Source organism: Rhodococcus indonesiensis (assembly GCF_047782815.1).
Lineage (GTDB): Bacteria > Actinomycetota > Actinomycetes > Mycobacteriales > Mycobacteriaceae > Rhodococcus > Rhodococcus indonesiensis.
This window is the reverse complement of record NZ_CP180630.1, coordinates 3,873,970-3,887,384: the sequence shown is the minus strand read 5'-3', so window position 1 is coordinate 3,887,384 and position 13,415 is coordinate 3,873,970. Positions and strand designations below refer to the sequence as shown.

Below are 13,415 nucleotides of genomic sequence, written 5' to 3'. Positions count from 1 at the left end.
CAGCGACCCGATACTGCATGTACGCGCAGCTACGCGGCTGTGCAGGCGACTCCGTCGAGGCGCCCGCCGATCCGTTCGGGTCCGGTGGACGTGGACGGGTCAGCAGGTTCCGGTGACCGGTGCTCCGTCGAAACGCTCGCCGAGGAACTCGAACGCGTCCGGCAGGCCGAGCACCGCCGCCGACATGTGGTCGGGGCTGGGGGTCTCGACCCGGCGCACCGGCGCGCCCGCGGCGCAGTAGCGGTCGAGCGTGGCGTCGATGGAGTCCACCGGGATGAGTGCGTCGGTGGGACTGTGCCATTCGAACACGGGCACGGTCGGCACGCCCGGGTACAGCTCGAGGCTGTTCTCCTCCGCGACGGCGACCGCGTCGGCATCGTCGGCCAGGTGGGCATTGGTGCTCACCTGCCGCAGGCTGCCGCCGGCACCGCGCGCGAGGATGTCGTTGGTACAGGCGTTGGCCAGGGCGTCGCGCATCGCCACACCCGCGGGGGTCAGGTCCGCGCTGATCCGCATCCGTTCGGGGTACTCGCGTTCGAGGCCCAGCGCGGCCGCGAACGCCAGACCGAAGGCGGGGTGCGGGTTCTCGCCGAGAGCCTCGGCCATCTTGCGGATGTTCATCGGCACCCCGCCCATCGCCGCACCCACCAGGTTCAGGTCGGGGGCGTAGGTCGGAGCCAGTGCCGCGGCCCACCCGGTGGCCATCCCGCCGCCGGAGTACCCCGCCAGCGCAACCGGGCTGTGGGCGAGCTGCAGCTCGGGTACCTGCTGCACCGCGCGGATGCCGTCGAGGGTGATCTGTCCGCCGAGGCGAGCCGCGCCGTAGGCGCTGTTCGGCCCGAGATGGTCCGGGATCGCGACCGTCCAGCCCCGCCGGAGCACCACGTTGAGGGCCGGCGCCTCCCGCACGGCGAGATCCGGGTCGCTCGTCCACAGCGTCTGCGACGGTGCGCAGTGCGTGCCGAGGGCGTTGATGACGTGCTGGAACGACAGCAGCGGACCGTCCGGAGCCTTGCCGGCGGGGGCGAGAACCGTCGTCACCGCAGGGATCGGACGGCCGGTCGAATCCGTCGACCGGAAGCGGACCTGCCACGCCTCGACGTCGACGATGCCGGGCGGTGCGGGCACGCGCCGCACCTCGAGTGCATCGCCGGCCGGGGCGACGGCGACGTCGGCGGCCGCGCGGTAGAACGGGTCGGCCGGCGGCACCGGATACACGGGCGCGGCGCCCGCGGTTCCCGTGGCGGCGACCGTGGCGCACACCGCCGCGGCGCCGATCAGCGCATTGCGGATTCCCCGACCGAACCGTGCGGCCACGTCCCCCCACCTCTCCAGCGCACCGACCGGTGCCGTTCCTCGAAAACCAGCGATCCGGGCGAAGCCTAAACGACCGATTTGCGAGGGTTCACCCGACCCCGCGTGTTGCGCAAATCGTCACCGCACGGACCCCCGATTGGGCGTAGCCTCGGCACCATGTCGACGGCGATCTCCGTGGAAAAGCTCGTCAAGTCGTTCGGAACCACCCGTGCTCTCGACGGTCTCGATCTCGAGCTCCGCCGAGGCGAGGTGCACGGATTCCTCGGCCCGAACGGATCCGGCAAGTCCACCACCATCCGCATTCTGCTCGGGCTGCTGCGTGCGGACTCCGGCCGGGTCGAGCTGCTCGGGGGCGACCCGTGGCGCAACGCGGTGGACCTGCACCGGCGGCTCGCGTACGTACCCGGCGAGGTCAACCTGTGGCCCAACCTCACCGGCGGGGAGGCGATCGACCTGCTCGCCGGTCTGCGCGGCGGCATCGACGAACGCCGCCGCGCCGAACTGCTCGAACGCTTCGAACTCGATCCGACCAAGAAGGCCCGCACGTACTCGAAGGGCAACCGGCAGAAGGTCGCGATCGTCGCCGCGCTCGCCTCGGACGTGGAGTTGTTCCTCTTCGACGAGCCGACCTCCGGCCTGGACCCGCTCAAGGACGAGGTGTTCCGGGACTGCGTCCGCGAGGTCGTCGCCGACGGGAGCTCGGTGCTGCTCTCGAGCCACGTCCTCGCCGAGGTCGAAGCGCTGTGCGACCGGGTGACCATCATCCGGCAGGGCCGCACGGTCGAGTCCGGCACGCTGACCGAACTGCGGCACCTGACCCGCACGTCCGTGGTGGCCGACACCGTGCGTCCCGTGGCCGGGCTCGAGACGGTGCCCGGTGTGCACGACCTGCAGGTCGACGGCCTGCGGGTGCGGTGCGAGGTGGACACGGCCCGGATGGACGCGGTGCTGCGCGAGCTGCTCGACTTCGGCATCACGTCGCTCACCAGTACCCCGCCCACCCTCGAGGAACTGTTCCTGCGGCACTACGGGGACGACCTGCCGGGCGAGCACATCCACGTCCCCGGCGAGCACCTCGCGCACGGCCGGCCGGCCGTCGGCGACGGGGACAGCGCATGAATGCCGCATTCGTCGGTACCGGCCGGCTGGTGCGTCTGGCAGCCCGCCGCGACCGCGTGCAGCTGCCGGTGTGGCTGGTGACGATCACGATCGTGTACGCGATCTCGGTGTCGAGCCTGAAGGGGCTCTATCCGACACAGGAGGACCTGCACCTCATCGCCGTCAGCTCCGCAGTGTCCCCCGTGGTGCTGGCCACCAACGGCCTGGTCTCGGGGGACAGTCTCGGCGCGGTCGTCGCGGCGCAGACACTGCTGTTCCTGGCCCTGGCGGCGGGCCTGATGAGCACGATGGCCGTGGTCCGGCACACCCGGCAGAACGAGGAGACCGGCCGCGCGGAACTGGTCGGCGCCAGTGTCGTCGGCCGGCGTGCCCTGCTCACCGCGGCCCTGATCGTGGCCACGGCGGCGAATGTCGCACTCGCGCTGCTGCTCACCGTCGTCTCCCTGGGTTTCGGACTGCCGCTGTCCGGATCTGTCGCTCTTGCGGTGGCGACGGCGGCAGCCGGGATCGCGTTCGCGTCGGTCGCGGCGGTGAGTGCGCAGGTCGCCGAGGGGGCCCGGGCCGCGAACGGACTGGCCGGCGCGGCGCTGGGGGTCGCGTTCCTGCTGCGTGCCGTCGGCGACAGCGCCGCCACCGTCGACCCCGGCGGGGTCAGCGTCACGAGCATGTGGGTCTCGTGGCTCTCGCCGATCGGCTGGGCGCAGCAGATCCGGCCGTTCGACGAGGACGCCTGGTGGGTCCTGGTGTTGTTCGCGGTCTTCACGGTCGCGGCGACGTGGACCGCGTACGAGCTGACCGGGCGGCGCGATCACGGCGCCGGGCTGGTGCAACCGCGGCCGGGGCCGGACCGGGCGGCGTCGTGGCTGCCCACCGCGTGGGGCTTCGCGTGGCGGATACAGCGCACGACGTTGATGTGGTGGGCGCTCGGCATCGTCGTTCTCGCCGCGACGTACGGCAGCGTCGCGAACGAGATGAACAACTTCCTCGACGAGGGGGGCGCCGTCGCCGACATGATGAAGCAGCTCGGCGGCGGGGCGCAGGGCCTCACCGACGCGTATTTCGCGATGATCTTCCTGATGATGGCGCTGGTCGGCAGTGGGTACGCGGTGCAAGCCGTGCTGCGGACGCACGGGGAGGAGACGTCCGGGCGGGTCGAGCCGCTGCTCTCGACCGCCCTCGGCCGGGTGCCGTGGATGCTCGCACACATTGGCGTGGTGACGATCGGGGTGATCGTGCTGCAGATCGCCACGGGCGTCACGCTGGCGGTCTCCTACGGCCTGACGGTCGGCGACGTCACCGGATCACTCGGCAACCTGCTGCCGGCGTCACTGGCCTTCGTCCCGGCTGTTCTCCTGGTGGAGGCGATGGCGGTGTTGTGCGTGGGTGTGGTGCCGCGTCGCGCCGCGAGCGTCGCGTGGGGCGTGTTCGCCGTGTGGTTGCTCATCGGGCAGCTCGGCATCCTGCTGGACCTGCCGCAGGCTGTGCTGGACCTGTCGCCGTTCGTCCACGTGCCCCCGGTGCCGGCCGCGGAGGTGCGAGTGCTGCCGTTGCTGGTGCTGCTGGTTCTCGCGGTGCTCACCATGACGGCGGGGATCGGCGCGCTGCGCCGTCGCGATCTCGTCGTCCAGTGACCCGCGCCGGGCGCGCGGCCGAATGTCACATCGCGTCGATGTGACCGACGCGATGTGACATTCGGTCACAAGGGGGTTCGGTCACAAGGGGGTTCGGTTACCGCGCGTCGAGCACGAGCCAGCCGCCGTGGTGCTCGAAGGCCTCGAAGGTGCGGCCGGTCGACTCGCCGAGGGCGTGCAGGGCGGGCAGGTCGAACGTGCGCACGTGACCGTGGCAGGCCGTGGCTTCGTCCTCGAACGGCACAGCGATCACCACGCGTTCCCGGGCGATTCGCAGCGCCTCGGCGACGACCGCCGCACCGGTGGCCGCGTCGACGTGCTCGAGCAGGTGGATCGCGGTGACGGTGTCGGCGCTGTCGTCGGGGACGGGGACGTGGGCCGCGTCGCACACGAGGGTGTCCACCGCGAGGTCGAGACGGGGCGCGACCGCGTCGAGCAGGGTCATGGTGCCGGGCAGGATGTCGGTGGCGGTCACGGCGACCCCGGCGCGGGCCAGGCGCAGGGGCAGGAACCCGAAGCAGGACCCGAGATCGAGGACGCGGCCACGGACGAGTTCGGCGGCCTTGTCGTGGATCGGCGCGAACTCGGCTGTGCCGTCGAGCAGTTCGGCCAGCGAGTTGCGGTAGTAGGTGACCCACGAATCGAGGGCACCCGGCACGGTGGAGCGCACCAGCCCGACCATCGTCAGCTCGAACTCCTCCCGGCCGAGGTCGCTGCCGGCGATCGAGGCGGTGACGTCGGCGACGAGGCGTTCGCTGAGGTTCTCCGGTCCGAGGGAATGCGTGACGTGCAGTCGTCCTGCGTCGCGCCGCAGCGAGATCGGGCCCGAGGGCACCCGTTCCACCGTGACGTGGGCGTGCGACCATCGGCCGACCGGGCAGGGGGCGAGGGAATCGAGCACAGTCATTGCAGCGCAGCCTTTTTCGAGGAGGTAGGGACGTCGGGGCCGGTGGTGGACGGCGCAGCCGCGTCGAGGCCACTGTAGAGGGCGCGCATGCCGGCCGACAAGAGGTCGGGCAGGGCGAGGGAGTCGTCGGCGAGCCACTGCTCGTACGCCGCCATCGCGACGCCGAGGACGAGATAGCCCACGGTGCGCGGATAGTGGTCCTCCGCGGAGCCCCCGATGCGGTGCGCGACGTACTCCGCGATCACGCGGCGCCAACCCTCGTACATCACCACCGAGTACGCCTGCAGCGCCGGCACCCGCAGGATCAGGTCCATGCGGTCGCGGTGCAACGTCGCCTCCGAAGCGGGAAAGGTGTTGAAGTGCAGCAACGCCGAGGTCAGCGCCTCGGCCAGGGGTACCTCGGGCGGCAGGGCGTCGAGGTGGGCGCGCATCTGCTCGAGGTGCGCGTCGAAGTCGCCCCACGGCACGGCGTTCTTGGACGGGAAGTATCGGAAGAAGGTGCGCCGGGCGATCCCCGCGGCCTCCGCGATCTGGTCGACGCTGGTCTCGTCGAACCCCTGGGTGCGGAACAGTTCGATTCCGATTGCACTGAGGCCCTCCCTCGAAGTGGAGGGGCGACGACCTATCCGAGCGGACGGTTTCCGGCGGCTACGCATGGTGTGAGCCTTCCATGGGTGACATTCTGCACTCGATGCCATTACAGTGGTGAACCGAGTCACAGCGCAACAGGCCTGTGGCGACCGACTCCGACCGTGGAGTCCCCATCCGAGGAGGAATTTCATGTCCGATCGTGACAACAGCGTCGTCGAGTCCGACCTGGTCGAGGAGTCCCTCGTGGAAGAGGTCTCCATCGACGGCATGTGCGGCGTGTACTGATCGTGCCCGCCGACGCCGCCGCCACCGTGATCGACTCGACCGAGCACGACTCGGCAGGGTTCGACCCGGATACGACGTGGAGGCTGCACCCGCAGGTAGCGCTTCGCCCCGAGCCGTTCGGGGCGTTGCTCTACCACTTCGGGACCCGCAAGCTCTCGTTCCTGAAGAACACCACGATCGTCCAGGTTGTCGAAACCCTCGATCAGCATCCGTCCGTGCGGGCCGCGCTCGCTGCCCACGGAATCGACGAGCCCGCGCAGCGTCCGTACCTGCGTGCGCTGGCCACGCTGGCCGACTCCCACATGATCGTGCCGGCCTAGACCCCGCCCGCACACCTTCCGCCCGCCACCGACGAGGACGCAGCCCATGACCTCAGTGCTCGAATCCGCCGCAGTACGAGACGCTTCCGCACCACCGAAGGTCGGCCGCCTGGTCGACCAGTTCGAGAAGGGCCTCGACGCCCCCATCTGCCTGACGTGGGAGCTGACCTACGCCTGCAACCTGTCGTGCGTGCATTGCCTGTCCTCGTCCGGTCGGCGTGACCCGCGTGAGCTGACCACCGAACAGTGCAAGGCCGTCATCGACGAGCTGCAGCGCATGCAGGTGTTCTACGTCAACATCGGCGGCGGTGAGCCGACCGTGCGCTCGGACTTCTGGGAGCTCGTCGACTACGCCACCGAACACCAGGTGGGCGTGAAGTTCTCCACCAACGGCGTCAAGATCGACAAGAAGGTTGCCGCACGGCTGGCGGCCTCGGACTACGTCGACGTGCAGATCTCCCTCGACGGCGCCACCGCCGAGGTCAACGACGCCGTGCGCGGCCCCGGTTCGTTCGCGATGGCCGTGCGGGCCCTCGAGAATCTCGCCGAGGCGGGCTTCCGCGACGCAAAGATCTCCGTCGTCGTCACCCGCCACAACGTCGACCAGCTCGACGAATTCAAGGCCCTGGCCGACCGGTACGGCGCCACCCTGCGCATCACCCGGCTGCGCCCGTCCGGCCGCGCCGTGGACGTGTGGGACGACCTGCATCCCACCCACGAGCAGCAACGCCAGCTCTACAACTGGCTCGTCGCCCACGGCGAGGGCGTGCTCACCGGCGACTCGTTCTTCCACCTGTCCGCGTTCGGCGGCGCCGACGGTGCCGGCGCACTGCCGGGGCTGAACCTGTGCGGCGCGGGCCGGGTGGTGTGCCTGATCGACCCGGTCGGCGACGTCTACGCCTGCCCGTTCGCGATCCACGACAAGTTCCTCGCCGGAAACATCCTGTCCGACGGCGGATTCCAGCAGGTGTGGCAGCATTCTGAACTGTTCACCGAGCTGCGCTCCCCGCAGACCGGCGGTGCGTGCAGCAAGTGCACGTTCTACGATTCGTGCCGCGGCGGCTGCATGGCCGCCAAGTTCTTCACCGGTCTGCCGATGGACGGACCGGACCCCGAATGCGTCCAGGGTTACGGCGAATCCGCGCTCAGCGCCGACCGCACCGTGCCCAAGTCCAGCGTCGACCACTCCCGCACCGGTGAGCGCCGCACCCCGCGCGCCCCCGTCCCCCTGGAGCTGATGGTGCGTCCGCCGTCGCGGGCGTGCGACGAGAACCCGCTCGCCGGTATGCAGTAGCCGGCGTCTTCCCAGCAGTACGAGAGGCAGATTTCCCCATGGGCAACGACTGGTTCGAAACCGTTGCGGTCGCGCAGCAACGCGCGAAGAAGAAGCTCCCCAAGTCCGTCTACGGCGCCCTCGTGGCCGGCTCCGAGAAGGGCATCACCGTCGAGGACAACATGGCCGCGTTCGGCGAACTCGGCTTCGCCCCGCACGTCGCGGGCCTGTCCGACAAGCGCGAGATGGGCACCCACGTCATGGGTCAGGACGTCGGGATGCCCGTGCTGATTTCCCCGACCGGGGTGCAGGCGGTGCACCCCGACGGCGAGGTCGCCGTCGCCCGTGCCGCCGCGGCACGCGGGGTCGCGATGGGCCTGAGCTCGTTCGCGAGCAAGTCCATCGAGGAGGTCGCCGCCGCCAACGACAAGACCTTCTTCCAGATGTACTGGGTGGGCAGCCGCGACGTGCTCGTCCAGCGGATGGAGCGCGCCCGTGCCGCCGGCGCCAAGGGCCTGATCATGACCCTGGACTGGTCGTTCTCCAACGGCCGGGACTGGGGCAGCCCCGCCATTCCGGAGAAGATGGACCTCAAGGCGATGTTCCGGTTCGCGCCCGAGGGCCTCCTGCGGCCGAGCTGGCTGCTCGACTGGGCCAGGACCGGCAAGGTGCCGGACCTGACCACCCCGAACCTGACCCCGCCCGGTGGCAGCGCGCCGACGTTCTTCGGCGCCTACGGCGAATGGATGGGCACCCCGTTGCCCACGTGGGAGGACGTCGCGTGGCTGCGCGAGCAGTGGGGCGACGCGCCGTTCATGCTCAAGGGCGTGATGCGGGTCGACGACGCCAAGCGCGCCGTCGACGCCGGCGTCACGGCGATCTCGGTGTCCAACCACGGCGGCAACAACCTCGACGGCACCCCGGCCCCGATCCGCGCACTGCCGGCGATCGCCGACGCGGTCGGCAAGGACGTGGAGGTGCTGCTCGACGGCGGCATCCGGCGCGGCAGCGACGTCGTCAAGGCCCTCGCGCTCGGCGCCAAGGCCGTCCTGATCGGCCGCGCGTACCTGTGGGGCCTGGCCGCCAACGGGCAGGCGGGCGTGGAGAACGTCCTCGACATCCTCGCCGGGGGCATCGGCTCCGCGCTCATCGGACTCGGCAAGACGTCGATCCACGAGCTGACCCCCGACGACGTCGTCGTCCCGCCGAACTTCCGGCGCGACCTCGGAATCTGAGCGGTCCCATCTGCCGATGGGCACTCTCACCGAACCGATCACCCTGGCCGGCCGCGACGCGCCGGCCAGGGTGCTCTTCGGACCGCACGAAACCAACCTCGGTGCGGGAAGGGCCTTCTCCGCCGAGCACGTGGCGTACTACGAACGTCGCGCCCGCGGCGGAGCCGGGCTGCTCGTCACCGAGGTCGCCTCCGTGCACCCGCACGACCAGCCCTACGAGCGGGCACCCCTGGCCGCGGAGGGCGGCCCCGGCTGGGCGTCGATCGTCGCCGCGTGCCGACCCCACGGCACCCTCGTGCTGGCCGGACTCGGCCACGCCGGTCTGCAGGGGTCGAGTGCGTGGACGCAGGCTCCGCTGTGGGCACCGTCGCGCGTGGCCGATCCGGCCGGCCGCGAACTGCCGATGGAGGTCGGCGACGACGAGATCGGGGAGCTGATCGAAGGGTTCCGCGCCGCCGCCGCCGTCGCGGTCGCGGCCGACGTCGACGGAATCGAACTGGACGCCGGGCCGACCTCGCTGCTGCGCCAGTTCCTCTCGGGACTGACCAACCGGCGCGCCGACCGGTACGGCGCCGACCGGTCGTTGCTGCTGCGGCAGGTGATCGCGGCCGTGCGCGCCGAACTCGGTCCCGACCGGATCCTGGCGCTGCGTCTGAGCTGTGACGAGGAGGCGCCCTGGGCCGGCATCACACCGGAGCAGGCCGCCGATCACGCGTCCGTATTCGCCCCCCAGTTGGATCTGCTCACCGTCGTGCGCGGCGGGCTCTACGCCCCCGGTGTGTACCGGCCCGACGCCCACACCCCGGCCGGGTTCAACGCCGGGCTGTGCGGCGCCGTCCGCGCCGCCGTGGGCGGAGCCGTGCCCGTCGTACTGCAGGGCAGCGTCGTCGAGCCCGACGCCGCGCAGCGCGCCCTCGACGACGGGGTGTGCGACCTGGTGGAGATGACCCGCGCGCAGATCGCCGATCCGGACCTCGTCGCCGCCGTGCGCGACGGGCGCGCCCCGCGACCGTGCGTGCGGTGCAACCAGGCCTGCCTCGTGCGCGACTTCCGCAATCCCCGGGTCGGCTGCATCGGCAACGCGGAGGCCGGGCACGAGACCCGTACGCCGCAGCCTCCGGCGGCCGTCGCGCGGGACGTCCTCGTCGTCGGTGGGGGACCGGCCGGGCTCGAGGCGGCCCGCGTCCTGGCCGAACGCGGTCACCGCGTCCGCCTCGTCGAACGCGCCGGACGCGTGGGCGGGATGCTGCGCACCGCGGCGGTGGGCACGGGACGCGACACGCTCTCCGCGCTCGTCGACTGGCTCGAGGTCCGCTGCCGCGCGCTCGGCGTGCGGATCGACACCCGCAGCGCCGTCGCCGCCGCGGACCTCGACGCGGCCGCCGCGCGGGGAACGGTGGTCGTGCTCGCGACCGGCAGCCGCGACCGGCCCCCCGAGTACCCCGTGGAGGACGGGCATGTCGTGACCGCCGCAGGGCTGCTCGCCGGTGGCCCCATCCCCGTGCGGCCGGTGGTGGTGTGGGACCCGGTCGGCGGGCCCGTCGCCGTGGGTATCGCGGAACAACTTGCCGCCCAGGGGTACAGCGTCTCGTATGCGACGACGGACCCGATCGCCGGTGCCCGGCTCGCGCCGACGGGCGACCTGGTCGCGGCCAACGCCCGGCTCCAGCGGGCAGGGGTCACCCGGCATCTGGGGGTCACCGTGCGCCGGGTCGGTGCCGACGCCGTCGAACTCGAGCACCGGCTGACCGGGCAGCGCACCGACGTCGCGGGCGCGCTGCTCGTCGACTGCGCCCCGGGCCTGCCGGAGGACAGTCTCTACCGCACCGGGCTCGCGCGGATCGGTGACTGCCTCGCACCGCGCAGTGTCCACCACGCGGTACGTGAGGGGCACGCACTCGCATCCGAACTGTAACCTGTTCCAAAATGCTGGGGATCGGAAGGATCGGCACATGGGCGAGTTCGACGGCAGGGTCGTGTTCATCACAGGTATCGCGCGCGGCCAGGGCCGCAACCACGCGATCCGGTTCGCGCGGGAGGGCGCCTCGATCATCGGCGTCGACATCGCCGGACCCGTCTCGGAGTACAACTCGTACGCGCCGGTCACGGAAGCCGACTTCCACGAAACCGTCCAGCTCGTCGAGGCCGAGGGCGCGAAGATCCACGCCCGCATCGCCGACGTCCGCGACAGCGCCGCCCTGCAGACCGTCGTCGACGAGGGCGTCGCCCAGTTCGGCCGTCTCGACGTCGTCGTCGCCAACGCCGGCATCTGCAACTGGAACCGCTTCTGGGAGATGCCCGACGAACAGTTCGAACAACTGATCGACATCAACCTCACCGGAGTCTTCAAGACCCTCAAGGCCGCCACACCCGCCATGATCGAGGCCGGCAACGGGGGGTCGATCATCGTCGTCAGCTCCGTCGCGGGCCTGAAGGCCATGCCCGGCCAGGCCAACTACGCCGCGGCGAAGTTCGGTCTCGTCGGCCTGACCCAGACCGCCGCCAAGGAACTCGGCGAGTACCGCATCCGGGTCAACTCCATCCACCCGTACGGTGTGAACACGCCGATGGGCACCGACCAGGGTGCGCTGAAGTTGTTCGAGAAGTACCCGCACTGGTTGCCGAGCTTCGCGCCGATCCTCACCGAGAAACCGATCGCCGACGTCGACGACATCACCGAGGCCGTGCTGTTCCTCGCGAGCGACCGGGCCAAGACGATCACCGGCAGCCAGATGGCTCTCGACCAGGGGAACTCGAAGGTGTGAGCGAGTCCCGCCCCGCCCGGCCGTACCCGCGGCTGGCCGCCCCGCTGCGGCTCGGCCCGGTCACGCTGCGCAACCGGGTGGTGTTCTCCGCGCACCTGACGAACTTCGCCGTCGACGGCCTGCCGACCGCACAGCACGCCGCCTACTACGCCGCGCGGGCGCGCGGCGGTGCCGGTCTGATCGTCTCCGAGGAACACACCGTGCATCCGACGGACCGGCCCTACGAGAAGCTCATCCGGGGCTACGACCCCGCCGTGGTGCCCGGCTACCGGCGGATCACCGAGGCCGTACACGCCCACGGTGGGCGAATCCTCGCACAGCTCAACCACAACGGCGCCCAGGGCTCCGGCATGTACACCGGCCTGCCCCTGTGGGCCCCCAGCGCTGTGCCCGACCCGCTGTTCCGGGAGGTGCCCAAGGCCGTCGAGGAGCACGAGATCCGCGAGCTCGTCGACGGGTACGCCCGCGTCGCCGAACACTGCCGTGCCGGCGGGTTCGACGGTGTCGAACTGCAGTGCTCGCAGGCGTCGATCGTGCGGCAGTTCCTCTCGCCCGGCACCAACCGCCGCACCGACCGGTACGGCGGCCCGCTCCGGAACCGGGCCCGGTTCCTGCTCGAGGTCGTCGAGGCGCTGCGCGCGGCGGTCGGGCCCGCCCTGGTCGTGGGGGTCCGGCTCAGCGGGCACGACGGCACCGACGGCGGGATCACCCTCGACGACGCCGTCGCCCTCGCCGCCCTGGTCGAGGACAGCGGGCACGTCGACTACGTCAACACCTCGATCGGTGTGGCCACCGAGACGCTGCACCTGATCGAGGCTTCCATGGCGACGCCGCACGGCTACGCGCTGTTCGTGCCCGACGCGATCCGGCGGCGGGTGCGCCTGCCGGTCGTCGGCGTCGGGCGCTTCACGACCCCGGCGCAGGCCGAGGCGGCGCTCGCCGAGGGGCGCTGCGACCTCGTCGGCGTCGTACGCGGCCAGATCGCCGATCCCGACTTCGCCGCCGAGGCCCTCGCCGGCGACGACGTGCGCCCGTGCCTGGCCTGCAACCAGGAGTGCATCGGCCGGGTCGGCCTCGGGCGGTGGATCGGCTGCGTGGCCAACCCCCGCGCCGGACGCGAGGCGCAGCCGCTGCCCGAGCCCCGCCGTCCCGGCCGGCGGGTCCTCGTCGTCGGGGGCGGACCGGCCGGGCTGCGCGCCGCCGCGACCGCCGCGCAGCGCGGGCACCGGGTCACCCTCTGCGAGAGCACGGACGTGCTGGGCGGGCAGATCCGCACGGCCGCGACCGCGCCGGGCCGCGGCGAACTGGCCGGTCTGGTCCGCAGTCTCGAGGCCGAGTGCCGGCGCGCGGGCGTGGAGATGCGCACCGGCGTGCACGTCGACGCCGCCGTCGTGCGCGACGCGCGTCCCGACGCGGTCGTCGTCGCGACCGGTGCGCGACCGCGGCGACCGGACTGGGCCGGCGACACCGGCCTCGTCGTCGACGTCCGCGACGTGCTCGACGGCCGGGTGTCTCCGCACGGCGACGTCCTCGTCGTCGACGACCTGGGCTTCCACCATGCGACGTCGGTGGCGGAGTTGCTCGCCGAACGCGGCGCCGCGGTCACCGTCTGCACGGCCGGGATGATCGTCGGCCAGGACCTCGGGCTGACCCTCGACATGGAGGGCTGGACCCGCCGGGCGCACGCACACGGCATCGAACAGCTGACCGACACCCTCGTCACCGCCGTCGACGAACGCGACGGCCGGCTCGACGTCGCGCTGCGGCACCACCCGACCGCCGTCGCGCACCGGCGCACGGTGGCTGCGGTGGTGGTGGCCACCCATCAGGATCCGGTGGACGAACTCTGGACGGCGCTGCGCGGCAGTGCCTTCCACGTCGTGCGGATCGGCGACGCAGTCACCCCGCGACGCGCGGACGCCGCGATCGTGGAGGGTGAGCGCGCCGCGACCCGCCTCTAGCCGTGCGTGTT

Annotated in this window: 12 protein-coding genes; 9 read left to right on the top strand and 3 right to left on the bottom strand. The window is 71.6% G+C overall.

Going from position 1 to position 13,415, the window contains the following annotated elements:
- Window positions 1–99 precede the first annotated feature (99 nt).
- On the bottom strand, window positions 100–1,317 hold the full coding sequence (locus ACM26Y_RS17685; RefSeq protein ID WP_416061487.1) for a lipase family protein: 1,218 nt from the start codon (window positions 1,315–1,317) through the stop codon (window positions 100–102).
- A 156-nt stretch (window positions 1,318–1,473) separates the two neighbouring features.
- Here ACM26Y_RS17685 and ACM26Y_RS17680 point away from each other — a divergent pair, with 156 nt between their 5' ends.
- Window positions 1,474–2,436: an ATP-binding cassette domain-containing protein gene (locus ACM26Y_RS17680; RefSeq protein WP_416061486.1), complete on the top strand. Its 963-nt coding sequence runs from the start codon at window positions 1,474–1,476 to the stop codon at window positions 2,434–2,436.
- Window positions 2,433–4,067, top strand: a complete 1,635-nt coding sequence (locus ACM26Y_RS17675) for an ABC transporter permease (protein ID WP_289378825.1) — start codon at window positions 2,433–2,435, stop codon at window positions 4,065–4,067. Before ACM26Y_RS17680 ends, ACM26Y_RS17675 begins: the two co-directional genes overlap by 4 nt.
- A gap of 97 nt (window positions 4,068–4,164) precedes the next feature.
- Here ACM26Y_RS17675 and mftM read toward each other — a convergent pair whose 3' ends face one another.
- Both mftM and mftR read right to left on the bottom strand, forming a co-directional pair.
- On the bottom strand, window positions 4,165–4,974 hold the full coding sequence (gene mftM / locus ACM26Y_RS17670; RefSeq protein WP_416061485.1) for a mycofactocin oligosaccharide methyltransferase MftM: 810 nt from the start codon (window positions 4,972–4,974) through the stop codon (window positions 4,165–4,167).
- The gene (gene mftR, locus ACM26Y_RS17665) at window positions 4,971–5,630 is read right to left on the bottom strand and encodes a mycofactocin system transcriptional regulator (RefSeq protein ID WP_003937688.1); all 660 of its coding nucleotides are present in this window, start codon (window positions 5,628–5,630) and stop codon (window positions 4,971–4,973) included. The genes mftM and mftR overlap by 4 nt, the downstream gene beginning before the upstream one ends.
- Window positions 5,631–5,754: 124 nt before the next feature.
- Here mftR and mftA point away from each other — a divergent pair, with 124 nt between their 5' ends.
- From mftA to ACM26Y_RS17630, 7 genes are read left to right on the top strand one after another with little or no spacing between them, the layout of a single operon-like run.
- Window positions 5,755–5,850, top strand: a complete 96-nt coding sequence (gene mftA, locus ACM26Y_RS17660; RefSeq protein WP_003937689.1) for a mycofactocin precursor MftA — start codon at window positions 5,755–5,757, stop codon at window positions 5,848–5,850.
- Complete coding sequence (mftB, locus tag ACM26Y_RS17655) at window positions 5,835–6,170, top strand: mycofactocin biosynthesis chaperone MftB (RefSeq protein ID WP_289378820.1); 336 nt, start codon at window positions 5,835–5,837, stop codon at window positions 6,168–6,170. The genes mftA and mftB overlap by 16 nt, the downstream gene beginning before the upstream one ends.
- 46 nt (window positions 6,171–6,216) lie before the next feature.
- Window positions 6,217–7,464 carry a mycofactocin radical SAM maturase gene (gene mftC / locus ACM26Y_RS17650; protein ID WP_003937691.1) on the top strand — a complete coding sequence of 416 codons (1,248 nt, stop codon included), beginning with the start codon at window positions 6,217–6,219 and terminating at the stop codon, window positions 7,462–7,464.
- A 38-nt stretch (window positions 7,465–7,502) separates the two neighbouring features.
- Window positions 7,503–8,678: a pre-mycofactocin synthase MftD gene (gene mftD, locus ACM26Y_RS17645; RefSeq protein ID WP_416061484.1), complete on the top strand. Its 1,176-nt coding sequence runs from the start codon at window positions 7,503–7,505 to the stop codon at window positions 8,676–8,678.
- Window positions 8,679–8,694: 16 nt separating this feature from the next.
- Window positions 8,695–10,593 (top strand): mycofactocin system FadH/OYE family oxidoreductase 1, encoded by a 1,899-nt coding sequence (locus tag ACM26Y_RS17640; RefSeq protein WP_416061483.1) that lies wholly within the window; start codon window positions 8,695–8,697, stop codon window positions 10,591–10,593.
- Between the two features lie 37 nt (window positions 10,594–10,630).
- Window positions 10,631–11,443, top strand: a complete 813-nt coding sequence (locus tag ACM26Y_RS17635) for a mycofactocin-coupled SDR family oxidoreductase (protein ID WP_371383524.1) — start codon at window positions 10,631–10,633, stop codon at window positions 11,441–11,443.
- Complete coding sequence (locus ACM26Y_RS17630) at window positions 11,440–13,404, top strand: mycofactocin system FadH/OYE family oxidoreductase 2 (RefSeq protein ID WP_416061482.1); 1,965 nt, start codon at window positions 11,440–11,442, stop codon at window positions 13,402–13,404. Before ACM26Y_RS17635 ends, ACM26Y_RS17630 begins: the two co-directional genes overlap by 4 nt.
- Window positions 13,405–13,415 lie beyond the last annotated feature (11 nt).

What these genes read in the sequence shown, in the direction of transcription:
- ACM26Y_RS17680 (WP_416061486.1), top strand. Translation starts at nt 1,474, where the DNA reads ATGTCGACGGCGATCTCCGTGGAAAAGCTCGTCAAGTCGTTCGGAACC.
- ACM26Y_RS17675 (WP_289378825.1), top strand. Translation starts at nt 2,433, where the DNA reads ATGAATGCCGCATTCGTCGGTACCGGCCGGCTGGTGCGTCTGGCAGCC.
- mftM (WP_416061485.1), bottom strand. Translation starts at nt 4,974, where the DNA reads ATGACTGTGCTCGATTCCCTCGCCCCCTGCCCGGTCGGCCGATGGTCG.
- mftR (WP_003937688.1), bottom strand. Translation starts at nt 5,630, where the DNA reads ATGCGTAGCCGCCGGAAACCGTCCGCTCGGATAGGTCGTCGCCCCTCC.
- mftA (WP_003937689.1), top strand. Translation starts at nt 5,755, where the DNA reads ATGTCCGATCGTGACAACAGCGTCGTCGAGTCCGACCTGGTCGAGGAG.
- mftC (WP_003937691.1), top strand. Translation starts at nt 6,217, where the DNA reads ATGACCTCAGTGCTCGAATCCGCCGCAGTACGAGACGCTTCCGCACCA.
- mftD (WP_416061484.1), top strand. Translation starts at nt 7,503, where the DNA reads ATGGGCAACGACTGGTTCGAAACCGTTGCGGTCGCGCAGCAACGCGCG.
- ACM26Y_RS17640 (WP_416061483.1), top strand. Translation starts at nt 8,695, where the DNA reads ATGGGCACTCTCACCGAACCGATCACCCTGGCCGGCCGCGACGCGCCG.
- ACM26Y_RS17635 (WP_371383524.1), top strand. Translation starts at nt 10,631, where the DNA reads ATGGGCGAGTTCGACGGCAGGGTCGTGTTCATCACAGGTATCGCGCGC.